Origin of the sequence: Enterococcus sp. DIV1067f, from assembly GCF_050543505.1 — a bacterium.
Lineage (GTDB): Bacteria > Bacillota > Bacilli > Lactobacillales > Enterococcaceae > Enterococcus_D > Enterococcus_D entomosocium.
Window position 1 is genome coordinate 3151444 of sequence record NZ_CP172940.1, and the last position, 23514, is coordinate 3174957.

Here is a 23514-nt window from a genome sequence, read left to right on the forward strand (position 1 = left end):
TCATGTTTTTTGATCACCAAATCGTGTTACTTGAAAAAGATTCTAAAACAAAAGAGGAAGCTTTTCGACTATTAGCAGACGAACTCATCAAAACTCATTGTGTAAATGATCAGTTCTATCAAAATATCGTACAGCGAGAAGAAACCTTTCCTACAGGTTTAAAAATTAACGGCATTGGGGTAGCGATCCCACATACGGACAGCAAATTTGTTTTACGATCCCAAGTCGCTTTTATGTCACTTGCCTCTCCCCTTTCATTTATTGAAATGGGTTCGCAAGAAAAGAAAATCGATGTATCTCTGTTGTTCATGCTTGCATTGAAGGAACCACATGAGCAATTGGGTATGCTACAAAATCTTATCTCTATGTTTCAAACACCAGGGGTTTTGGAAGCCCTATCCTCAGTAACGACTAAAGAAGCGTATCTTTCGATTATTGAAAAAAATGGACTGCAATAAAAAGGAGGAACAATTATGTTAAATGCATTACAGTGGTTCGTTGATCTAGGTTCAATCGTTGTTTTGCCTATTTTAATTTTTATTTTTGGAATAATTTTGGGAACCAAGCCTGGCAAAGCCTTTACTTCAGCCTTAACTGTTGGTGTCGGGTTTGTTGGATTGAATTTGGTGATTGACCTTCTAAGCAGCAGCTTGGGTCCTGCCGCCCAACATATGGTTGAACGTCTAGGATTAAATTTGACAACGATTGATGTCGGATGGCCTGCCGCAGCGGCAATTTCTTACGGGACGATTTTAGGAAGCCTTGCGATTCCGATTGGTGTGGTCCTAAATGTTTTACTCATCATTTTAGGGCTGACTAAAGTATTGAATGTAGATATTTGGAATATTTGGCACGCAGCCTTCATCTCTTCTCTGATTTATGCCCTCACTGGAGACTTTGCAATGGGGATCGCGGCCACCGTCATCTATTTGATGATGATTCTTTTAATGGGAGATATTTTAGGTCCGATCATTAATAAGTTCTACGGATTTCCTAATATCACTTTTCCTCATGGTACCGCCGCACCAGGATTCATCTTTGCACTTCCGATGAATTGGCTCTTTGATCGTATTCCAGGACTAAAAGATTGGAAAGCAGATCCAGAAACCATTCAGAAAAAATTTGGTGTCTTTGGTGACTCTACTGTTATGGGCTTTTTGATTGGTCTCATCATGGGAATACTTGCCGGATATGACACAGCAGGTGTCGGCCAATTAGCCGTCCAAACAGGCGCTGTGATGGTTTTGATGCCTAAAATGGTTGCTTTACTGATGGAAGGTCTAACGCCTATTTCTGAATCTGCAAATGAATTCGTCAAAAAACGGTTTCCTGGAAGAGAGCTTTACATCGGTATGGATGCAGCATTATCGGTTGGTCATCCAGCTGTCCTTTCTTCCTCATTGCTGCTAGTTCCGATCACTATTTTGTTAGCCGTAGTTCTACCTGGCAATACGACCTTGCCTTTTGGTGATTTAGCAACCATTCCCTTTCTGATTTGCTTGATGGCTGCTGTTTTTGGAGGAAACATCATTCGAACAGTAATTGCTGGAACGATTTATATGGTAAGCATTCTCTATATTACTTCGTGGGCAGCACCGCTTGTCACTACTGCTGCTCGATCCGCAAACTTTGATCTACAAGGAAACTCTATGATCACTGCTATGGCTGAAGGTGGTTTATGGACCACATTCCTTTATGTCGGCTTAACCAAAATATTAAGCTGGGGCGGTTTAGCCATAATTGGCGTCTCTGTTTTGTTTGGATTGATTTATGTAAATAAAATTCGTCCCAAGAAACAAACATCGAAATTATAGGAGGAAATGATAATGAAAAAACTATTGATTATGTGCGGTACAGGTGTTGCAACTTCAACAATTGTAACAAATAAGGTAAAAGAATGGCTGAAAGAAAAAGGGATGACTGATCAAGTGAAACTGTATCAATCCAAAGTGGCAGATGAGATGAATAAAATTGATAACTATGACATCGTGGTGAGTACAACGGTTGTTCCAGACTCAATCAAAGATCGCGTAATTATGGGGCTGCCACTCTTAACAGGGATTGGTACAGAAGAAATGTACGCGGAAATCGAAAAGAAAATCAAAGAATAAGGAGAATGCCCTATGTTGGTCACAACAAAAGAACTATTCGCACATGCAGAAAAACACAATTATGCATTACCTGCAGCAAATTTTTTCGACTTAACTAGTGCAAGGTCATACGCGGAGACTGCTGAACGTTTAAACAAGCCTTTGATATTGGCCTTCGCTCAGTCCCATATGAACATGTTGACTTTAGAAGAGGCTGCCATGATTGGAAAATTTTTGGCAAAGAAAAGCACTGTACCTATCGCTTTGCACTTAGATCATGGTACCGATGAAGAGGTCATCAAAAGAGCCATTCATTTAGGTTTTACTTCCGTAATGATCGATGCTTCTGAGGAGCCATTTGAAGAAAATGTCCGTCGGTCAAAGGAGATCGCCGATTACGCTCATAAAAATGGTGTCGTTGTTGAAGCCGAAATCGGGCACGTTGGGTCGGAAAACAGTCTGGAATCAGCCGTAAATAGTCAATCTATTTACACAGAACCTTCTGAGGCTGTTACATTTGCCAAATTAACCGGGGTTGATTCGTTGGCAGTTTCTATTGGCACCTCTCACGGACATTATCAAGGGATACCCAAAATAAATTTTGACGTTTTAAAGGAAATACACCATGCCGTCAATGTTCCTCTTGTTCTGCATGGCGGATCCTCTTCTGGCGATGAAAACCTTGAAAAATGTGCCTTAGAAGGTATCCGGAAAATAAATATTTTTACTGACTTTGTCACTGCTGCTATGAATGAAATTCACAAAAATCAACCAAATGACTATTTCGATTTACTTCATTCAGCAAGCAATGGAATGTCCAAGACACTCGAGCACTATTTTACAGTCTTTCATACCAAACCTTATCGTGAAGGAGAAAGCTAATGAAAAAAAGAACTTTAAGATCGCCATTCTTTGTCATCAATCCCAAAGCCTATCTTTATGGAAAACAAGCATTGGCATTGGCAAAAGCTGCTGATGAGTTGTCATCTTTGTATGACATCGACATTCTATTTACTGTTCAGCATGCAGACGTTTCTTTAATTAAACAGGCAACAACACATTTATTCGTCACTGTCCAACACTTAGACGGAATCGAAATCGGTCGTGGAATGGGCTATGTTTTACCCGAAGCAGTGGCAGAAGCCGGAGCTGAAGCTACCTTTTTAAACCATGCTGAACACCCCATGACATTGCAAGAACTGACTAAAGCGATTCAGCGCTCAAATGAATTGGGTCTCTTAACAATTGTCTGTGCGAATTCATTGACTGAAGCGAGAGCCGCGGCTTCCCTAAAACCCGATGTGATGGTTTGCGAGCCAACCGAACTAATTGGGACAGGACAAACCAGTGATCTTCAATACATGACGGAAACAAATCGTGTTGTTCGGGAAATTGATCCAGAAATCCTGATTTTGCAGGCTGCTGGTATATCTAGTGCTGCCGATGTTGAAAAAGCTTTGTCGTCAGGTGCTGATGGTACCGGAGGGACAAGCGGTATTGTGCAAGCAGATGATCCAGTTCAAACCCTTACAGAAATGATCAGACAAGCGGTGAAGCACAAAAAGGAGGATTAACACTGTGAAATTTTTAAAAGAGCAACTGACGTTAACTTCTATCGGGAATCGAGTGTCTTACCACAACATCACAGAAGAAGTGAAAGCAATGGTTGAAAAAAGCGGAATTTCAAATGGAATCTGTCTCGTACAGTCTCCCCATACGACTTGTTCTGTTATCTTTGAAGAATACATGCATGATACAGACTTTAACGGAGATGAATTTCTTCAAGTTGATTTAAACCGAATTCTCGATAAAATTATTCCTCGTGAACTATCAGAAAATACCGATTATCGTTATCCTGGACCAAAGCATTTAGAATTTTTGATGAGTCTGGACGATCCAAACTACCCAACAGATCCAGCAACGATTTTAAACGGCGATGCGCATATTCGCTCGAGTTTTTTCGGTGCAAGCGAAAGCTTTATTTTAAGTAATGGCAAGCTAGAGATCGGCTCCGTAGGCTATATCTATTTTGTTGACTTCGATCAAAATCGTGTGCGAAATAGGACATGCCATATAATGCTAATGGGCGAATAAGAACAATTATCGGGGAAACCAAGAAAAATTGAGATTACTTATCGCCTGCAAAAGAAAAACCATGAATCCTCTAAAAGAAGATTCATGGTTTTTCATTTCTTATGCCAGCTGCAGGATTCGAACCTGTGACCTACGCGTTACGAGTGCGTTGCTCTACCAACTGAGCTAAGCTGGCGTTGTATGGCACAAAGAAAATTATATGCAAAAACGGTTGTTTTGTAAAGAGGTCTGCTGAAAAAAATCTACTTACTGAAATTTTCCGAAAATTGTGATATAATAGAAGTATCAAGGAGGTTTTTACATGGCAACATTTGGTAAATTCGAAACAACAATTGTCCCGTCACAAGAAGGTTCAACGTTTGAGGTCGCTACTCCTGTCATGTTCACGTTCCATGGGAAGAAACAAACTGGTACCATCACAAAGCAGTTGAAAAACTCTGCGGTGGTCGAGCTGAACGAAACCCCAGAAAACCAGAAATTAGTTTCGCAAAGTAATGGTGTATTGATCATCAATTACAAACAATTAACCAAACTATAACCCGTTTAATGCAAGGAGAAAATCAGTTGATTTTCTCCTTTTTTCATTGTCTGATTTTTTGAAAAGCGCAAAAAAAGCCATGGATAACCGATCGAACCGTTTTGGCTGTCGATCTTCTTCCATGGCATCATTGACGAGGCAAAACTTCAGTTGCCTTTGTCTTATTTGTATTGATTTATTTTGTACCGAATAGACGGTCACCAGCATCGCCCAAACCAGGAACGATATAGCCGTGTTCATTTAGGCGTTCATCAAGATTTGCAGTGTAGATATCAACATCTGGATGGGCATCTTGCAATGCTTTCACGCCTTCTGGTGCAGCAACTAAGCAGACGAATTTCATGTTTGAAGCGCCGCGTTTTTTCAGTGCGTCGATCGCCATGATCGCTGAACCGCCCGTAGCTAACATTGGGTCAACGATAAATAATTGACGTTCATCGATATCTTCAGGTAATTTTACGAAGTATTCGTGTGGTTCTAGCGTTTCTTCATCACGGTACATCCCGATATGACCAACTTTTGCGGCTGGGATCAATTCAAGGATACCATCAACCATGCCTAGACCTGCGCGCAGGATCGGAATGATCGCTACCTTTTTACCAGATAGTGTTTTTTGTGTTGATTCTTCAATTGGTGTTTCAATCACTAGATCTTCAAGCGGCATGTCGCGAGACACTTCATACGCCATCAACATTGCGATTTCATTAACAACTTCACGGAAAACCTTTGTTCCACAGTTCTTGTCGCGGATCATTGTTAATTTGTGTTGGATCAGCGGGTGATCGATTACTTGAAATTTACCCATTTAAAAAAATCTCCTTTGGTTTTTCTCTTATTTTAAAGCAAATCGGCTCTTGTTACAACCATCTGCCACAGGCAATACTGCTTTTCCTCAAAAAAAGGATTGTGTTAGAAGGAAGGAGACAAGACGGCATGTAACACGCCTCTGCGTTCATTCTAGCCCCTTTTTCACTTTTGGTGATCAAAGAGCTGGAGCGCAGGAAAAACGCGTGAGACATCTTGTCTGACCTTAACTTCTGTCACAGTCCCATTTTATTTGTTTTTGTAAAGTGGATAGTTGTCCGTCAATTCTTTGACTTGCGCCGCTACTTCTGCCAAGACGGCTTCATCATTTGGTTTTTCTAAAACTTTGACGATCAATTTCGCCACTTCGACACAATCTTCTTCTTTAAAGCCACGACTAGTGATCGCTGGTGTCCCCACGCGAATCCCACTCGTTTTGAAAGGACTTAATGATTCGAAAGGAATCGAGTTTTTATTGACGGTGATATTGACTTGATCCAGCAATGCTTCTGCTTCTTTGCCGTTCAAATCAAAGCCACGCACATCGATCAATAATAGGTGATTGTCTGTTGCACCAGAGACCAAGCGGGCTTGTGGTGCTTGGTTGAAGACTTTCGCCATTGCTTGCGCATTGCGAATGACTTGTTCAGAGTACTCTTTGAACGACGCATCTTGTGCTTCTTTAAATGCAACAGCTTTCGCTGCAATCACGTGCTCTAATGGGCCGCCTTGAATACCAGGGAAAACGGCACTATTGATTTTTTTCGCTAAATCTTCATCATTTGTTAAAATCAAGCCGCCTCGAGGGCCGCGTAATGTTTTATGGGTCGTAGAAGTCGTGATGTCCGCATAAGGAACTGGGTTTGGATGAAGACCAGCCGCTACTAAACCAGCGATATGCGCCATATCCACCATCAATTTTGCGCCAACTTCATCAGCGATTTCACGGAACTTCGCAAAATCGATCGTACGTGAGTAAGCACTGGCACCGGCAACGATCAGTTTCGGTTGATGCTTGCGCGCCAAAATACGAACGACATTGTAGTCAATGACTTCTGTTGCAGGATCAACACCATAACTAACAAAATTATAGGTCTTGCCGCTGAAATTCACTGGTGAGCCATGGGTCAAATGACCGCCTGCGGAAAGATCCATCCCTAATACTGTATCGCCTGTTTCGATCAACGCTAAATAAGCTGCTGTGTTGGCTTGAGAACCAGAATGCGGTTGAACATTGGCATATGCCGCACCGAAAATACTTTTCGCCCGTTCAATTGCTAAGTTTTCTACCACATCAACAAATTCACAACCGCCATAGTAACGACGACCTGGATAACCTTCAGCGTATTTATTTGTCAAAATACTACCTTGCGCAGCCATTACACCTTCTGAAACGATATTTTCAGACGCAATCAATTCCAAATTGTTTTGTTGACGATTCGTTTCTTTTTCGATCGCTTGCCACAATTCGGGATCAAACGTTTGATAATCCATGCTTACAACACCCCTTTACCTTAATGGTAGCATTGTATCACATTTCTTCATAAGCTACCTATAATGAATTCTGGTTTTTTGCTAATTTTCTTGAAAGAAACTTTGATTTGCAGCTTTTTTCAACCGATTCATATAAGCAGCCCCTAAGCCGCTTTCTGGAAACGTGGGTGCGAATAAGACATCTAGCTCAGCAATCGATTCATCTAACGCCCGTAACCCCGCAAACAGCCCTTTTGTCGCAGCTTCCACACTGTCATCAAAAAATAAATAGATGGCTGCAGCTTCGAAGCGGACCTGCTCGGCGATCGTCGGTCCAGCTAAAACACCTACCTTAAGCTGCTGTTCTCTCGCCCAAGCCATGGCTGCCGACCAATCTTGTTCATTGACCATCATGACGTTGGTATTCGGTGCATAGTGCTTATATTTCATGCCTGGCGCTTTGGGTGCTTCACTTTCTGTTACTAAATGCTGATCGACGAGGACTTTTGTTTGTAAGACTGCTTCAAGCTGTTCTTTAGAGATTGCACCAGGGCGTAAGATGATCGGCGGTGCCGTTGGGTCACTCAAATCTAAGACCGTTGATTCGACACCGATCTGTGTCACCCCATCGTCCAAGATGCCAGCGATTTTGCCTGCCAGATCATGCTGAACATGCGCAGCTGATGTTGGGCTTGGTTTACCAGATGTATTTGCGCTAGGACCAACCAATGGCTGTTGGGCTTGTTTGATCAACGCTAACGTCTTGGTGTTGTTGGGCATCCGAAACGCCGCTGTGGATAAGCCGCCAGTAACGATGCTAGGTAAGCTGTCTTTTTTGATCGAAAAGATCAAGGTTAGGGGCCCAGGCCAGAAAGTTTCCATCAATTTATCAGCAAAAGGATGCTTGTTATCCACAAACGGTTCCAACTGCTCTGGCTCGGCAATATGAACGATCAAAGGGTTGTCACTAGGTCGTCCTTTGACTTGATACACTTGCGCAACAGCCTTTGGCAAAAGCGCGCTAGCCCCTAGTCCATAGACAGTTTCCGTCGGGAACGCCACTAATCCCCCCTCAGCTAAGATAGCTGCTGCTTCGTTTAACTGTGATTGATCAAAAATTTTTGTTTCCACAATTTATCCACATCCTTTTTTGAGAAGTTTCCACACTTATCAACATTTTCTCGTTTCTTATCCACATTTTGTGGATAAGTCGTTTGTCAAGTGTGGATAACCTTGTTTATAACTCCATTTATTCCCAAATTGTTCATTTCATAAGGTTTTTGCACTTTTTCTGTAGCAAAAAAAATTTATTTATCCACATCTTGTGGATGACTGACAAACACCATCCGATCTTGACCCGCAAGATCTTTTACTACGGTAACTTCTTTGTTGGAAAAAGCGGCTGCAAAAAGCTGTTGAACAGCTTGTCCTTGCTGGAAGCCGATTTCCAGCGCCATTTGCCCACTTGGTGCCAAACACTTCGGTGCTTGCTGTGCTAATTGCTTATAGATCGCCAATCCTTGTTCTTGAGCAAAAAGCGCCATTTTAGGCTCTTTTTCCCGTACACTGATATCCATCAGCGGCCACTCTTCAGCGCTGATATACGGCGGGTTGGAAACGATCAGATCCCATTGCTGATCTGCCACAGGCTCCAAGGTATCTCCTTGGAAAAAGCGGATCTCTGCACCTAAGGCTGTCGCATTTTCTTTAGCAACGGCTAACGCCTCTGCTGAAAGATCCACGGCACTTACCGACCACTGGGGACGTGCCAATTTTAAGGCAATGGCGATCGCTCCTGTACCCGTGCCAATGTCAACGACTCGTAGCGGCTGATCTGCTGGTAGTTTTGCCAGACAGTTTTCCACCAGCTCTTCGGTTTCTGGACGCGGGATCAAGGTTGCAGGGGTTACTTTTAAGCGATGACCATAAAATTCTTCATACCCCAATAAATATTGCGGGGGTTCATGCTGTAGCAACTGTTCAAGATCTGCTGCGATCTGTGCCTCATCTTCCCTTAGGATGGGTTGGTCCATCTGCAGCAGCCAATCGAGTTGCTGCCAGTTTTTTCGCTGTAAAAACAGGTATTGGATCGCATACCCGTCCAGTCCTTTCGTTTCTAAAAAAGAAGAAGCCCGTGAAAGGACTTCTCGATAGGTTTTAGCCATTTTGCATCTCATCTAATTTTGATGTTTGATCGTAAACGATCAGTGCATCAACAATTTCATCGAGTTTTCCAGCTAAAATTTGATCCAATTTTTGAATAGTCAACCCGATACGGTGATCTGTTACGCGGTTTTGCGGGAAGTTATAGGTCCGGATTCGTTCAGAACGATCGCCGGTACCCACTGCTGATTTACGGTTTGCATCGTATTCGCTTTGCGCTTCTTGCTGCATTTGGTCATAGACTCGTGCCCGCAAGACTTTCATCGCTTTCTCACGGTTTTTCAGCTGTGAACGCTCATCTTGCATCGCAACAGCGATCCCTGTTGGCAAGTGAGTCAAACGAACAGCAGAAGCTGTTTTGTTGACGTGCTGACCACCAGCACCAGAGGCATGGTAAATATCGGTCCGAATATCTTTGTCTGCGATATCGATTTCGACTTCTTCAGCTTCGGGCATAACCACGACCGTTGCCGTAGACGTATGGATTCGGCCTTGTGATTCGGTAGATGGTACCCGCTGCACTCGGTGGGCGCCGCTCTCATATTTCAATTTTGAAAAGACGTTGTCGCCAGTGATCATCATGATGACTTCTTTGTAGCCGCCGATCCCAGTGACGTTGGCATCCATGACTTCGACTTTCCAGCCTTGGTTTTCCGCATATTTTTGATACATATTGAAAAGATCGCCAGCAAATAAGGCTGCTTCGTCGCCGCCAGCTGCACCACGGATCTCCATGATGATGTTTTTGTCATCATTCGGGTCTTTTGGCAATAACAAAATCTTGATGCGTTCTTCTAAAACGTCTTTTTCTTTTTTCAAGTCAGAGAGTTCTTCTTTGGCCATCTCAGCCATTTCTGCATCTAGGTTTTCCCCAAGCATTTCTTCAGTGTCCTTGATTCCTTCAACGACTTCTTTGTAACGGCGGTAGACTTCCACCGTTTCCCGTGTATTGGCTTCTTCTTTTGAAAGCTGCATGAAGCGTTTGGTGTCAGAGATCACGGCTGGATCACTTAGTAATTCGCCTAATTCTTCGTAACGGTCTTCGATTGCTTGTAACTGATCATACATTGATTATTCTCCTTCTTTTTTCATTCCCGGGTGAAAGTAATGCTTGCGGCAAACTGGATAATACGCTTCATTGCCGCCGATTTGTACTTGATCGCCCTCGTAAACGGGTTTTCCGTCGATATAGTGCAAGTTCATGGTTGCTTTTTTATGACAGAACCAGCAGATGGTTTTCATCTCTTCGATTTTATCTGCGTAAAGCAGCAAGTATTTTGAGCCTTCAAATAATTCATTGCGGAAATCATTTTTCAAGCCAAAGGCCATTACAGGAATACCTAACTCATCCACGATTTTGGTGAAAGCCAGCACGTGATGCTTCTTTAGGAACTGTGCTTCGTCGATCAAAATACAATAAGGTTTATAACCGAGGTCTTTGATCAAATGAAATAGATCCGTTTCATCAAAAATCGGGATCGCGTCTCGCTCTAAGCCGATGCGACTCGAAACATTTCCCACGCCGCTTCTCGTGTCCAATCCACTTGTCATGATCACGACTGGTTTGTCTTGTTCTTCATAGTTGTGAGCAACTTTCAGTATCTCGATCGTTTTCCCACTATTCATTGCGCCATATTTAAAAAAAAGCTGTGCCATCTCGCCCATCCTTCCTCATACTCCTTTGGTATTATACTTGAAAAAGGAGAATTTTTACAGACTTAAATTCGACACACGCCGCCTTTTACGCAAGAGTTTTACGAAAAGTTAACGGATTTTTTGCTGCCGGTACTTCTTAATCATTTCTGGCTTTTCTGGCCACTTCTGCCAATACTTGACAAGCCAGTGGATATTCTGGATTTTCATTCCCATTGATATCCGTTGCAATGATCACAAAACCGAGCTGCTGGTAGAGCTTGATTGCTGCGTGGCTCCACGTTTGCGTATGAAGATACATCGGCTCGTTGGCTGCCTCTAAGACAGAAACGACTTGCGTGACCAAGCCGCGAGCGATCCCTTGACGTTGAGCTTGCGGCATTACTGCTACCCAATGGACTAGCGGAACCGGTGTACCGTCTTGCTTGGCTTTTTTCCAAGCGGTAGCCGTGCCGACCGGTGTACCTGTTTGATCAAGGGCAAAAAACATTCGCTGTCCTAGCTGTGCTTGCTCGGGCATAAATTCTTTTTCAAAATACGCCAATGCCTCTTCCTCATTGTCAAACTCTCCGACGGATGTTTCGATCCGTGCCCAGTGCCTTTCGTCTCCTGCTTGGTAGCTGCGTAGCGAATAGTTATCGGATTGAATGGGCTGGATCGGTGTGCTTTTGTGTGCTCGCTTCATCCAGATTTCTGCATATGGAATTGATTTATCTAACATTGGTTGTGCCTCTCTTTCCTTGGTTTCGTCCTTGTTCAACGGTTTCTTTGGGATTCAATCACGTAATTTCTTTACTAGAAAAATTTCTGTTAGCTGATTTTGCGTATGGGCGATTCTCCCGATTTCTTCATAGCCCACTCGCTGATAAAAATCTGGTGCTTGGAAATCAAAAGTCGCCGTCTGGCAATTTTCACAGCCAAATGCTTTCAACTGCTGTTCAAGATCCGTAAGAATCTGCTTGCCATACCCTTTTCCCCGCTCGGATGCTTTGACCCACAGGGTGTCAAGATAGCCGATATTATACATTGAGGCGTAGGCAATGCCACCAGCAATCACCACACCCTCTTTTTTGATTACACTGCTAAAGTTCTGATAGGTCTCTGTTTGTGTAAATGGTTTTTGATGCTTTGTGTATGCTGTTAATGCTGTTTCTAACGCAGCCAATTCTTGGTCTGTTCCTTGTTCAATGATTCGCGCGATATTCAATCACTCCTTCTTGTTTCTTGATAATCTGCGATGATCTGATCGACCGTTTCTGCTATCGTTAGGCCTTCTTTGATCAGTCTTTCCTCTGAAGATCCTTTTGGGAAAAGCAAGTCTCGCTCAAGCCACCATTTACGCATCGCTTCCTCGGAAAAATAGTCTCGCTGCATTCGGGTCTGATGTCTTTTGACCGTTTCCTCGAAAGAAAGATCAAAATAATAAACTAGCTTTTTTTGGGGAAAGAGTTTCATTAGAAAGTCGAGAAAGTCTTGGTATTTTTCACGAGAATAAATCCCCTCAACAAGTATCATCGGCACTTTCCCCTTCGCATATAGGACAGCTTCTTTCATCAAACCGCTGGCTAAATTATTAGGGGTATCTTTGACACAAAAAATTTCTCGCCGAAAAACATCTTGTGAAATCAGCACTGCCTCTTCCCCAAAAACGTGCTGAACAGCTTTGGCAATAGTGGTTTTTCCGCTGCCAGAATTCCCCCGTAGTAAAATTAACATGCTTTCCATGGGCGGTTCCTTTCTTCGTTAGTAAGTTATCTAAGCATATCTCTTGTTTTTCTCTACTAGAAGCATACCATAGAAGCAAAGGAGGAATACCTATGAATGATACGGCAATTTTTGCTGGTGGTTGTTTTTGGTGCATGGTGAAGCCTTTTGATTCACAGCCAGGCATCCTCAAAGTGGTTTCGGGCTTTACTGGCGGCCATGTCCCTAACCCAACCTACCAACAAGTAACGACAGGTACCACCGGTCACACCGAAGCAGTTGAAATCACCTTTGATCCTGAAGTCATCTCTTATGAAGAATTAGTTGCCATCTATTGGCAGCAGACAGACCCCACGGATGCGTTTGGTCAGTTTGCCGACCGTGGTGATTCCTATCGTCCAGTGATTTTTTACAATAGTGAAGAACAAAAAGCGACTGCGGAAAAATCAAAGGCGCAGTTGCAAGCTAGCGGCCGCTTTGACCGTCCGATCGTAACGAAGATCGAACCAGCAGAACCTTTTTATCCTGCAGAAGATTATCATCAAGATTTTTACAAAAAAAATGCAGCCCATTACAATGCTTATAGCGAAGGCTCCGGTCGAGCCGGCTTTATTCGCCAAAACTGGGCTTAACATTTTGGGGAACGTTCCTTACAATTCATCACTAACAGCCGATCTGCCTCGTCAGCAGATCGGCTGTTTTCTGTTTTTTCCCAAAAAGGAAATTGACAGTCAGGGCATTTTCGCGCTACACTGATTAGAAAATTCTGACGATTATAAAGGAGTGTTTGTTTGATGTTAGCTAATGAAGTCCGTCCAGGTCCAAACCGTTATATTACGGGCGATGGGGTCTTAATTGATTTGCCGGAGTATTTACGAGAGTTCCAAGAGGTAGCAGTAATTACTGGGGAGCAGTCATTCGATGTGTTTTCGAACTATTACCCTCATTCATTTGACTACCCGATCTACCGCTACGATGGATCATCGAGTTATGAAAATGCGCAAACCTTAGCTGAAGCGATCCAGCAAGCAGATGCCGTGGTGGCAATCGGCGGCGGCAAGGTCGCTGATACAGCAAAAATCACCGCCCAAACCCTTGGCGCAGAGCTGATCGTGATCCCTACATTGGTTTCCAACTGTGCGCCCTTTACCCCGGTGATCGTCGCCTATTACCCCGATCATACGATTTGTAAAATCGACTATGCCAAAAAAGGTGCCTACATGACGATCGTCGACACCCGTTTTTTACTAGCCACACCTGTTGATTACTTTATCGCAGGGATCGCTGATACCTTAGCCAAATATTATGAAATGGAAGCCATCGTCCGCAACATGGCAGAAGACGACAAGACTGCCTTAGTACGGCTAGGTTTCCAAAGCGCTCTTTTGATCAAAAACTTGCTGATTGCCGATGCGATCCAAGCTGTCAAAGACCTAGAAGCTGGGCAGCTGACACCCGCCTTTGCCCGCATCACCGACGCGATCATTGCTTTGGCAGGCGAAGTTGGCGGTTTTGCAGTAGAGTTTGGCCGCACGTCCGGTGCGCATGCGCTGCATGACGGCTTGTCTTATTTGAATGAGACCCATAGTGTCTTGCACGGCAATAAAGTCGCCTACTGCATTTGGGTCCAGCTTGCCTATACCAATGATTTTGATGTGATTGAAGAATTACGGCCGTTTTACGAAGCTTTGCACTTGCCGATGAAGCTGAAGGATCTCCACGTGACACGCCTTGATCGGGATTACTTCGCCTCGGTTCTGACCTATGCTGTCAAGGAAGAAGAAACCTTTATTTTGATTGATCCTGCGATCACACCCGAAAAAGTCTATCAGGCGATCGAAGCAGTAGAGGCGCTGTAAACCGTACAAATTGCTAAACAACTTTATATCAATAAAAAACTGTTTCCCTAATGCATTTCGGAAACAGTTTTTTTATTTGATCAAACTGACACGCAGTAGCGATCCTGGCTGCGCATGTTCTTAGCGGGCAACAGCAACTGACGCATTGCCCATCACTGCACGGCTTCACCCAGCAACCCGTTTTCTAAGCAGTATTGATAAATGCCTTCCTCGGCTACGTGACCAATCACTTCGTCGGCGATCGCTTTTAACTCATCCGAAGCATTGGCCATTGCTAGACCCCAGCCGACTGCCTCCAGCATCTCAATATCATTGTTGCCATCCCCAAAGGCAATGGCTTCGGATTTATCCAAGCCATAGTAAGCCAGCATTTTGGCAATGCCGCTTCCTTTCCCGCTGCTGGCTGGAATAATATCGACTGCCCGATCCCACCAGGCGGTGATTTTCGCCTCTGTAGTATTTGCCATCACTTTGGCGTAGTCTTCTTTCCCTGAACCTAACATCACTTGGAAAATGTCTTGCTGTTGGATCAACTCTTCAAAATCTTCTGCCACGATCACTTCTTGGTGAGCAAAGGAAAAATACTCAACTAAATCAGCATCTTTGCCATTGGCAACGGTACGATCCTTCGTTGCGATTGCTACTGGACGCTTGAGCGCCGTCGCATTTTCTATGATTTGGTGAACATCTTTTTTAGGAATGGGGTTTTGGTGGATCCCCTCTGCTTGATTAAAACAATACGATCCGTTAAAGGTCAAAAACGCATCGAAGGTCACGCCTTCAAATTGCGGCAACGCGATGGGACTTCTGCCAGTCGCAATGCACAACAGGATCCCTTGCTTCTTCAAGGCTTTTAATGTGGCTAACATTCTTTTAGAGATTTGCTTTTTGCTCATGTCGATCAGTGTGCCATCAACATCAAAAAAAATAATTTTCACGTTCTTCATGATCTTCCCCATTTCCGTCTCGATTTTCAAAAAAATTGATGCGCTTTTCTCTCTATTGTTCCGTGCGGATCGTCGCTGTTATCTTTTATTTCTTTTATCTTCTCATAAATTGCCAGCGTTTTCTTCTGAAATCGTGAAAATTGATCGGAATACTTACCTATTTTTAAGAATCTTAAAGAACGCCTAGACTATCGGGAACAGCTGATCCAATGTGACTAATACTCCATCCTCATCATTTGAGGGACAGACAGCGGTGGCAACGGCTTTGACGTTTTCTGGCGCATTGTCCATCGCATAGCCTCTCTGGCAATAGGCTAACATTTCCAAATCATTGCCGCCATCGCCAAAAGCGACACATTGCTCAGGAGTGATCCCCCATCGCTCTACCAAGCGTGCCAATCCTGATGCTTTGTGGCAGTTAGGCACGATCAGATCCACGGAACCATGCCCACTGCCTGTTGGCACTAGCAAACCAGCTAGTTCTTTTTGAAATAGTTCCGAATAATAGGCCGTTTTTTCGACAGGAACGGTTGGGGCAAATTTCAGGATCGTGTCCTCTACTTGGGCAAAGTCATCGACCCATTGCAATTTGTGGTAATACTTATTTGTTAATTCAAAAAAAGCATCACTGACCGTTCCCCGTTCACAATAAGCACTATTGAGCCCACACATTACATTTTTAACTTCGGGGTATTTTTTACATAAATCTAAGGTTGCGAAAACCGTTTCTCGGGGAATGTCCGCTGCAAAAAGCACTGTTTCTTTGTCTTTGACAAGTGCTCCGTTTTCTGCAACAAAACTCAGCTCGTGATCATAGCCGGGAAATTGAGCCCGCAACTGGTAATACTGATTGCCGCTGGCAACGACAAACTGACAGCCGACTGCTTTCATGCGGGCCAACACGGCCTTGAAGCGGGGAACATCATACGTATAATCCGTGCGCATAAAGGTTCCATCCATATCGACAGCTACTAACTTGATATCATAAGGGTTGGCATTCATCTACTTCTCTCCATTCTGGCTTTCTTTATTAAAGAAAGCGTTTTTCTTACATTATTATTTTAACATGTATATACAACTTCCGCATCCTTTTTCTTGCTAAAAAATCGATTGAAGGGATAGTGCCTCTCAAAAAAAGAGACTACTGCTTTACACCATTCAATCGTGCCTACCTTTTCAAAAATCCTTACAATGATTGAAGATCATTCAAAGGCAGACCATCGCTGCCAAACACAAGGATTGATTGGCGGCTCCTTTGCCCGAATGAAAAGAATCACTCCAGAAACGTTTCCTTGCGCAATTTCTGCCCCACATAAATTCTATCCTGCTTTCTTTCAAATCTACTTGGTTCTTTGGTATACTGGGGATAGTTTAATTAGTGAGGGGTTTTTGTTATGAACTTTACCCGCTTTGCTCGCTTGACGCAGCGCAGGAGCAAGACGTTTATTTCCCAGAATGTATCTTCAATCCAAGTGATTGTTTTTTATTATATCGTGATGACGGTGGTCTCTTTGGGGCTTTTTTCACTTCCCTTCTTTCGGGAACCGGGCTCTCATGTCGCGTTTATCGATCTGTTCTTTATGGCGGTCAGCACGGTCAGTGTCACAGGGTTGACTACCTTCCCGATCAATGACGTATTTAACGACCGCGGGGTCATTTTATTGGAAGTCCTCTTTCAAGTTGGTGGTTTAGGGATCATGATGATCTCGACCTTTTTTGCGATCGTTTCACGGCGCAAAATCAGTTTAAAGCAGCGCCAATTGATCATGACAGATATGAACCAGCCAAAGCTTAGCGGGATCGTTCGGATGATTCGAACGACGTTTACCATCATTTTAGTTTGTCAGTTGGTAGCAGGTACGATCTTCGCTGTTTATTTTCATCTTTACGGGTATTATGACAATTGGCGTGACGCGATCTTTTATGGGTTTTATCAAGCGATCTCTGCTGTGACCAACTCAGGGTTTGATGTGACGGGCAATTCCATCTTGCCGTTTTCCCATGATTATTTCTTCCTGACGTGTATCATGATTTTGATTTTTATCGGGGGGATCGGATTTCCAGTGATCATGGACTTTCGGGAATGGGTCCTTTTTAAAATGAAAAAACAACGCCGCCGCTTGCCGTTTCGCTTTTCTTTATTCACAAAAATTGCTGTTTTGGCTTTCGTGATCCTCTTTGTCGGCGGTACATTAGCGATCTTTTTCCTTGAGAAAGATTATTTATTCAAAGATTACAGCTTTAGTGGTATGTGGATGAACAGCATGTTTTATTCCATGACAACGCGGAATGCTGGCCTGCAGATCCATGACTTAGGCAACTTCCAAACCACGACGTTGATCGTTTTCTCCTTGCTGATGTTTATTGGTTGTAGTCCCAGCTCTGTTGGTGGGGGGATTCGGACGACGACCATTGCCATCATTGGGCTGTACCTCTATGCCTTCTTGAAAAGTGAGGACAATATCAATATCTTCGGTCGCCGGATCGATCAAGATGACGTCCGTAAATCAGTGGTGGTCTTCATGCTTTCGATGGGCATGTGCTTCTTTTGTGTCTTATTCTTGACCGCCATCGAGGATATCCCTTTGATCGCCATCATTGTTGAAGTTTCCTCGGCCTTTGGAACCACAGGGCTTTCTTTAGGAATCACGGGCGATTTATCAACCATCGGCAAACTCGTGATTGCTCTTTTGATGTTTATCGGCCGTGTCGGTATGCTGTACACCTTGATGTTATTCGTACCAAAAGAAACACGTGACTTAGGCTACGAGTACCCAACGGAAAAAATCATTATCGGTTAAAGCAGCAGCAAACCTGGCAGAAGGTTTGCTGTTTTGCTTTTCAATTTGTTGATCATCGCAAGTGAAAGAGCCGTTTATCAACATGGTCTTTGTAGAAATTTAAAGAATCGCAAAAGCAATTTAACCTTTTTCTTGGTATATGGTATGATAAATTGAATTTGCACAACGAAAGCATTCGCTCTAATGGAGGGTTACATTATGGGAATACGAAGTCATCTGGCTGTTTCAGTCGGTAAGACCTCTCAATGGGTATTAAAGAACTTTTTCAAAGGTGGCTCAAGCCTGCCTGGTAAATTAGCATTAAAAGTTGATCCACATATATTAGATCATTTGGCGAAAGATTACCAAGTCGTCGTGATCACAGGCACCAACGGCAAAACATTGACGACTGCCTTGACTGTCAATATTTTGCGCCAAGAATTTGATGAAGTATTAACGAACCCCACCGGCGCCAATATGGTCCAAGGGATCGTTTCAACCTTTCTATCGGCACGCCCTAAAAAAGGCAAAAAATTTGCGGTTTTAGAAATCGATGAAGCCAGTCTCAGCAAAGTAACGAAGTACATCAAACCGGAATTGTTCGTTTTCACCAATATTTTCCGCGATCAAATGGACCGTTATGGCGAGATCTATACGACCTATAAAATGATCGTTGAAGGTGCGGCAAACTCACCGGAAGCAACGATCCTCTGCAATGGGGATTCGCCACTGTTCAATTCGGTGGCAACTGTCAATCCGCGGAAATACTATGGATTTGATCATTTGCCAGATGAAGAGCAGATGGCCCATTACAATACGGATGGCGTGTTGTGTCCTGAGTGTCATCACATTTTGCATTATAAAATGATCACCTATGCCAATCTTGGGAAATACTACTGCCCAAATTGCGGCTTCCATCGACCAGAATTGGATTATAAACTGACGGAAATGACCGCAATGGACAACACCTCTGCTGATTTTGTGATCGATGGCAATGACTATCGCATCGAAGTTGGTGGGATGTACAATGTCTACAATGCGCTGGCGGCAACTGCGGTTGCGGAATATTATGGCGTAGCACCTGCAAAAATCAAATCTGGTTTGGCCTATGACGAAAAAGTCTTTGGCCGCCAAGAAGTGATCCGCATCGGGGACAAAGAATGTACGTTAGTCTTAGTTAAAAACCCTGTTGGTTTGAACCAAGTCATCGATATGATCGGCCTGTCGCCCTATCCTTTCTCACTAGTCAGCTTGTTGAATGCCAACTACGCAGATGGGATCGACGTCAGCTGGATTTGGGATGGCGACCATGAAGCGTTTGCCGATATGGGGATTCCTCAAGTGATCGCTGGTGGTGATCGTCACAAAGATATGGCGTTGCGGTTAAAAGTTGCGGGGATCCCTGAAGAGAAAATCATTGAAACCCCTGAACTTGATGACGTCATCAAGCAAATTGCAGACTTACCAACAGAAAAAGTCTATATTTTAGCGACTTACACTGCAGTCCTGCAGCTACGCAAAAAGCTTGCGGAAAAAGGCTATATCAAAGGAGGAATGAGTCGTGACTAAGTATCAACTGAATGTTGCCCACTTGTATGGAAATCTTTTGAATACTTATGGCGACAATGGCAATCTCTTGATGCTGCGCTACGTGGCCGAAAAACTAGGCGTGACCTTCAACGCAGAAGTCGTCAGCATTCACGAGCCCTTCGATCCTGAAAAATATGATCTCGTCTTCTTCGGTGGCGGGCAAGATTTTGAACAAGTGATCGTTTCACAAGATATCCAATCAAAAAAAGAAGCCCTGACCAGCTATATCGAAAATGATGGCGTGATGCTGGCAATTTGCGGCGGCTATCAATTGCTGGGTCATTACTACATCGGTGCCAACGGCGAGAAAATCAAGGGGATCGGTGCCTTGGATCATTACACCTTAAGCCAGGAAAACAACCGGTTCATCGGTGACATCGTGATCCACAATGAAGAATTCGATGAGACCTATTATGGCTTTGAAAACCATAATGGCCGTACTTTCTTAGGTAAAGGGGAAAAACCATTGGGGAAAGTCATCCAAGGACAAGGAAACAATGGCGAAGACCAAACCGAAGGCGTGGTTTACCGCAATGTGTTCGGCTCTTACTTCCACGGACCGCTTCTCGCAAGAAATGAGCATTTGGCAGAGCGCTTGATCCGCACCGCCCTTGCCAATCGTTATGGCAACGTCGAAATTTAAATACACGTACTTAGCAAACAAACCTGTTTTTCGCAGGTTTGTTTTTTTATGGGAAATTTCCCCGCAGTTGCTGCCTTTTCTCTTTGTTTGCTTCTACGTTCCTATGCCGCCTCACTTTATTGTAACCGCTATCTTTCTTTTCTATACTGAGGTTGTAGTAAAAATTGAAAGGAGATGTTAAGAAATTATGATGGAAAAAGTTCAGCGGTTTGGCGGTGCGATGTTTACCCCGGTCCTCTTGTTTTCATTTTCGGGGATCATGGTCGCGCTGTGTATTATCTTTAAAAATCCGATGCTTGTGGGGAGCATCGCCACTGAAGGCTCTACTTGGTTCAACATTTGGACGATCATTGAAAACGGTGCATGGACGGTCTTCAACCAAATGGAATTACTATTTGTTATTGGATTACCGATCGGTCTCGCAAAAAAAGCCAATGCGCGAGCGGCAATGGAAGCCTTTGTCGTCTATATTACTTGTAATTATTTTATTTCTGGCATGATCGAGTACTTTGGTCACTTCTTCGGTGTCAACTTTGCAGCTGATCCCGGCGGTGAGAGTGGCTTGAAAATGATCGCCGGCATCAAAACATTAGATACTGGTATTATCGGAGCAATTTTTATTTCGGCGATCGTCGTCTATCTTCACAACAAGTTTTTCGATACGAAGCTGCCTGATTTTCTCGGAATCTTCCAAGGCTCTTCCTTTGTCGTGATCCTTGGATTCTTTTTGATGTTGCCAGTCGCTTTCTTGATTGCATTGATTTGGCCGAAAGTCCAAGCTGGCATTGGGTCCATGCAAGGGTTTCTAGCAAGTGCTGGGGTCTTTGGGGTCTGGCTCTATACTTTCTTAGAGCGAATATTGATCCCCACAGGTCTCCATCATTTCGTGTATACCCCCTTTGTTTTTGGTCCTGCTGTCGTCGAAGAAGGAATCTCCAAATACTGGATGGCACATTTACAAGAATTTGCCCAATCCACCAGACCATTGAAAGAGCTTTTCCCTGAAGGGGGCTTTGCTTTACATGGCAATTCTAAGATCTTTGCTGCACCGGGGATCGCTGCTGCTTTTTATTTCACAGCCAAGCCTGAGAATAAAAAGAAAGTCTTAGCGATTTTGATCCCTGCCACTTTAACTGCCGTTTTAGCTGGTATCACTGAGCCATTGGAATTCACCTTCCTCTTTATCTCACCACCCCTCTTTGCGGTGCACGCTGTTTTAGCAGCGACCATGGCGGCAACGATGTTTGCCTTCGGGGTCGTTGGAGATATGGGGGGCGGCTTGATCGATCTGTTAGCGAAGGTCTGGATTCCGCTATTTCAAAATCATCGCAGTATGATCTTCACGCAGTTGGTGATTGGGTTAGCCTTTACTGCGCTTTATTTCCTTGTTTTCCGCTTCTTGATCCTCAAATTTAAGTTAGCCACACCAGGACGGGAAGAAAACAATAGCGAAGTCAAACTATACACCAAAAAAGATTACAAAGAAAAACAAGCCAACACTGGAACTCCAGTGATTGCCGGTGCCAATCGCTACACCGAACAAGCCGCAGTCTACTTAGAAGGGTTTGGCGGTCGCGACAATATCGATAAAGTCACTAATTGTGCCACTCGCCTAAGAATCACCGTCAAAGATCAAGACCAAGTGCTGCCAGATGACATCTTTAAAGGCGCTGGTGCCCATGGTGTCGTTCGCAACGGCAACGCCTTCCAAGTGATCGTTGGCCTGGATGTGCCACAAGTGAGAGAACAATTCGAAAAATTATTAGCTGTATCAGACTAAGGAGGAAACAAAAATGAAAAAATTTTCAGTCGTGATCGCCGGAGGCGGCAGTACCTTTACCCCAGGAATCGTCTTGATGCTTTTAGAACACTTGGATCGTTTCCCGATTCGCCAAATCAAGTTTTACGACAATTTGGAAGAACGACAAGAAAAAGTGGCACAAGCTTGCGAGATTTTATTGAAAGAACGCGCACCCGAAATCAGCTTTTTAGCAACTACTGATCCCGAAACCGCGTTTCAGGATGTCGATTTTGTAATGGCGCATATCCGAGTTGGCTTGTATGCGATGCGCGAAAAGGATGAAAAAATCCCTTTGAAATATGGTGTGGTCGGCCAAGAAACTTGTGGTCCTGGCGGGATCGCTTATGGGATGCGTTCTATCGGCGGTGTATTGGAGTTAGTCGATTACATGGAAAAATATTCCCCTGATGCATGGATGTTGAATTATTCCAATCCTGCAGCGATCGTCGCAGAAGCGACTCGTAAATTGCGCCCTGATGCTAAGATCATTAATATTTGTGATATGCCAGTGGGAATCGAAGAACGGATGGCGCAAGCGATCGGTTTAGCTTCTCGCAAAGAATTGGTCGTTCGCTATTATGGCTTGAATCACTTTGGCTGGTGGACAGATATACGAGACAAAGCTGGCAATGACTTGCTGCCGCAGATCCAAGCGCATGTAGCAAAATACGGCTATTCATTGCCAGAAGAAATCGAAGCGAGCCAACATGCTGATGCCAGCTGGATGCACACCTTTGCCAAAGCAAAAGAAGTGTACGAGGTTGATCCATCCACTTTGCCAAATACCTACTTGAAGTATTACTTTTTCCCTCAAGATGAAGTGGCGCACACCAACCCATCTTTTACACGGGCAAATGAAGTCATGGCTGGTCGCGAAAAACACGTCTTTGGTGAATGCCAACGCATCGTAGAAAACCAGACAGCGACTGACACCACGCTTGAAGTGGATGAACACGCCAGCTACATTGTTGACCTTGCACGAGCGATTGCTTATAACACGCAAGAACGGATGCTGTTGATCGTGCCTAACGAAGGAGCGATCGTCAACTTTGATGAACAGGCAATGGTGGAAGTGCCTTGTATCGTCGGCAGTAACGGGGCAGAACCAATCACACAAGGCAAGATCCCTCGCTTCCAAAAAGGATTGATGGAACAACAAGTCGCCGTAGAAAAATTAGTCGTGGAAGCTTGGGCAGAGGGTTCTTACCAGAAGCTGTGGCAAGCACTGATTCTTTCAAAAGTGGTCCCAAATGCCCGTGTAGCCAAAGAATTACTCGATGAATTGATCGAAGCAAATCAAGCCTTTTGGCCAGAATTACACTAGCCAGCGTTCTTCGCCTCCCCTCCTGGCTTTTCAGCTATACTTAATCAATAA

The 23514-nt window shown here is 44.0% G+C and carries 25 protein-coding genes and 1 tRNA gene; 14 read left to right on the forward strand and 12 right to left on the reverse strand.

What is annotated here, in order from left to right; all coding sequences use genetic code 11:
• Window positions 1-2 precede the first annotated feature (2 nt).
• Genes IGJ42_RS14515 through IGJ42_RS14540 form a run of 6 tightly spaced genes read left to right on the forward strand, consistent with a single transcriptional unit; the run spans window position 3 to window position 4184 of the window.
• Window positions 3-458 carry a PTS sugar transporter subunit IIA gene (locus tag IGJ42_RS14515; RefSeq protein WP_005233600.1) on the forward strand — a complete coding sequence of 152 codons (456 nt, stop codon included), beginning with the start codon at window positions 3-5 and terminating at the stop codon, window positions 456-458.
• Window positions 459-473: 15 nt separating this feature from the next.
• Window positions 474-1814 (forward strand): PTS galactitol transporter subunit IIC, encoded by a 1341-nt coding sequence (locus tag IGJ42_RS14520; RefSeq protein WP_016612941.1) that lies wholly within the window; start codon window positions 474-476, stop codon window positions 1812-1814.
• A gap of 12 nt (window positions 1815-1826) precedes the next feature.
• Window positions 1827-2111, forward strand: coding sequence for a PTS sugar transporter subunit IIB (locus IGJ42_RS14525; RefSeq protein ID WP_010749080.1), 285 nt, complete (start codon window positions 1827-1829; stop codon window positions 2109-2111).
• 12 nt (window positions 2112-2123) lie between these two features.
• Window positions 2124-2972: a class II fructose-bisphosphate aldolase gene (locus tag IGJ42_RS14530; RefSeq protein WP_061053343.1), complete on the forward strand. Its 849-nt coding sequence runs from the start codon at window positions 2124-2126 to the stop codon at window positions 2970-2972.
• Complete coding sequence (locus tag IGJ42_RS14535) at window positions 2972-3664, forward strand: triose-phosphate isomerase (protein WP_086316612.1); 693 nt, start codon at window positions 2972-2974, stop codon at window positions 3662-3664. Before IGJ42_RS14530 ends, IGJ42_RS14535 begins: the two co-directional genes overlap by 1 nt.
• Window positions 3665-3668: 4 nt before the next feature.
• Complete coding sequence (locus tag IGJ42_RS14540) at window positions 3669-4184, forward strand: YjbQ family protein (RefSeq protein WP_430615776.1); 516 nt, start codon at window positions 3669-3671, stop codon at window positions 4182-4184.
• A 102-nt stretch (window positions 4185-4286) separates the two neighbouring features.
• Here the strand turns inward: IGJ42_RS14540 and IGJ42_RS14545 are convergent.
• Window positions 4287-4359: transfer RNA gene (locus IGJ42_RS14545), tRNA-Thr, on the reverse strand.
• A gap of 126 nt (window positions 4360-4485) precedes the next feature.
• On the opposite strand from IGJ42_RS14545, the gene IGJ42_RS14550 reads away from it, so the two are divergent.
• Complete coding sequence (locus tag IGJ42_RS14550; RefSeq protein WP_005227896.1) at window positions 4486-4722, forward strand: hypothetical protein; 237 nt, start codon at window positions 4486-4488, stop codon at window positions 4720-4722.
• A gap of 175 nt (window positions 4723-4897) precedes the next feature.
• Here the strand turns inward: IGJ42_RS14550 and upp are convergent, their stop codons facing one another.
• The 9 genes from upp to IGJ42_RS14595 all read right to left on the reverse strand — a co-directional run bounded on the left by upp (window position 4898) and on the right by IGJ42_RS14595 (window position 12540).
• A complete protein-coding gene (upp, locus tag IGJ42_RS14555; RefSeq protein WP_005227894.1) occupies window positions 4898-5527 on the reverse strand; it encodes a uracil phosphoribosyltransferase in 630 nt (209 codons plus the stop codon).
• Between the two features lie 248 nt (window positions 5528-5775).
• Window positions 5776-7020 (reverse strand): serine hydroxymethyltransferase, encoded by a 1245-nt coding sequence (gene glyA / locus IGJ42_RS14560; RefSeq protein ID WP_008379359.1) that lies wholly within the window; start codon window positions 7018-7020, stop codon window positions 5776-5778.
• Between the two features lie 81 nt (window positions 7021-7101).
• Window positions 7102-8130: an L-threonylcarbamoyladenylate synthase gene (locus tag IGJ42_RS14565; protein ID WP_430615777.1), complete on the reverse strand. Its 1029-nt coding sequence runs from the start codon at window positions 8128-8130 to the stop codon at window positions 7102-7104.
• Between the two features lie 176 nt (window positions 8131-8306).
• Window positions 8307-9164 (reverse strand): peptide chain release factor N(5)-glutamine methyltransferase, encoded by an 858-nt coding sequence (gene prmC / locus IGJ42_RS14570; protein ID WP_016621930.1) that lies wholly within the window; start codon window positions 9162-9164, stop codon window positions 8307-8309.
• A complete protein-coding gene (prfA, locus tag IGJ42_RS14575; protein ID WP_005227884.1) occupies window positions 9157-10230 on the reverse strand; it encodes a peptide chain release factor 1 in 1074 nt (357 codons plus the stop codon). Before prfA ends, prmC begins: the two co-directional genes overlap by 8 nt.
• Window positions 10231-10233: 3 nt before the next feature.
• Window positions 10234-10818, reverse strand: coding sequence for a thymidine kinase (locus IGJ42_RS14580; protein ID WP_005227882.1), 585 nt, complete (start codon window positions 10816-10818; stop codon window positions 10234-10236).
• Window positions 10819-10954: 136 nt separating this feature from the next.
• Window positions 10955-11536 carry a GNAT family N-acetyltransferase gene (locus IGJ42_RS14585; RefSeq protein WP_008379353.1) on the reverse strand — a complete coding sequence of 194 codons (582 nt, stop codon included), beginning with the start codon at window positions 11534-11536 and terminating at the stop codon, window positions 10955-10957.
• A 54-nt stretch (window positions 11537-11590) separates the two neighbouring features.
• Complete coding sequence (locus IGJ42_RS14590) at window positions 11591-12022, reverse strand: GNAT family N-acetyltransferase (protein WP_429946834.1); 432 nt, start codon at window positions 12020-12022, stop codon at window positions 11591-11593.
• Complete coding sequence (locus tag IGJ42_RS14595; protein ID WP_008379349.1) at window positions 12019-12540, reverse strand: AAA family ATPase; 522 nt, start codon at window positions 12538-12540, stop codon at window positions 12019-12021. The genes IGJ42_RS14590 and IGJ42_RS14595 overlap by 4 nt, the downstream gene beginning before the upstream one ends.
• A 92-nt stretch (window positions 12541-12632) precedes the next feature.
• Between IGJ42_RS14595 and msrA the strand changes: the two genes are divergently transcribed.
• Window positions 12633-13151: a peptide-methionine (S)-S-oxide reductase MsrA gene (gene msrA / locus IGJ42_RS14600; protein ID WP_429946835.1), complete on the forward strand. Its 519-nt coding sequence runs from the start codon at window positions 12633-12635 to the stop codon at window positions 13149-13151.
• A 162-nt stretch (window positions 13152-13313) separates the two neighbouring features.
• Entirely contained in the window at window positions 13314-14378 is a 1065-nt protein-coding gene (locus tag IGJ42_RS14605) for an iron-containing alcohol dehydrogenase family protein (RefSeq protein WP_016612946.1), read from the forward strand.
• A gap of 152 nt (window positions 14379-14530) precedes the next feature.
• On the opposite strand, the gene IGJ42_RS14610 is transcribed toward IGJ42_RS14605, so the two are convergent.
• Together IGJ42_RS14610 and IGJ42_RS14615 are read right to left on the reverse strand one after the other, a co-directional pair.
• The gene (locus IGJ42_RS14610) at window positions 14531-15325 is read right to left on the reverse strand and encodes an HAD family hydrolase (RefSeq protein ID WP_345774313.1); all 795 of its coding nucleotides are present in this window, start codon (window positions 15323-15325) and stop codon (window positions 14531-14533) included.
• 183 nt (window positions 15326-15508) lie between these two features.
• Window positions 15509-16327: a Cof-type HAD-IIB family hydrolase gene (locus tag IGJ42_RS14615; RefSeq protein WP_016612950.1), complete on the reverse strand. Its 819-nt coding sequence runs from the start codon at window positions 16325-16327 to the stop codon at window positions 15509-15511.
• Between the two features lie 392 nt (window positions 16328-16719).
• On the opposite strand from IGJ42_RS14615, the gene IGJ42_RS14620 reads away from it, so the two are divergent.
• The 5 genes from IGJ42_RS14620 to IGJ42_RS14640 all read left to right on the forward strand — a co-directional run bounded on the left by IGJ42_RS14620 (window position 16720) and on the right by IGJ42_RS14640 (window position 23463).
• Entirely contained in the window at window positions 16720-18126 is a 1407-nt protein-coding gene (locus IGJ42_RS14620) for a TrkH family potassium uptake protein (RefSeq protein ID WP_008379338.1), read from the forward strand.
• Window positions 18127-18324: 198 nt separating this feature from the next.
• Window positions 18325-19674 (forward strand): Mur ligase family protein, encoded by a 1350-nt coding sequence (locus tag IGJ42_RS14625; RefSeq protein ID WP_005227862.1) that lies wholly within the window; start codon window positions 18325-18327, stop codon window positions 19672-19674.
• Window positions 19667-20338, forward strand: a complete 672-nt coding sequence (locus IGJ42_RS14630) for a type 1 glutamine amidotransferase (RefSeq protein ID WP_005233555.1) — start codon at window positions 19667-19669, stop codon at window positions 20336-20338. The genes IGJ42_RS14625 and IGJ42_RS14630 overlap by 8 nt, the downstream gene beginning before the upstream one ends.
• Window positions 20339-20525: 187 nt before the next feature.
• Window positions 20526-22118: an alpha-glucoside-specific PTS transporter subunit IIBC gene (locus IGJ42_RS14635; RefSeq protein WP_005233553.1), complete on the forward strand. Its 1593-nt coding sequence runs from the start codon at window positions 20526-20528 to the stop codon at window positions 22116-22118.
• A gap of 13 nt (window positions 22119-22131) precedes the next feature.
• Window positions 22132-23463, forward strand: a complete 1332-nt coding sequence (locus IGJ42_RS14640; protein WP_060791567.1) for a 6-phospho-alpha-glucosidase — start codon at window positions 22132-22134, stop codon at window positions 23461-23463.
• The last annotated feature ends 51 nt before the right edge of the window (window positions 23464-23514 follow it).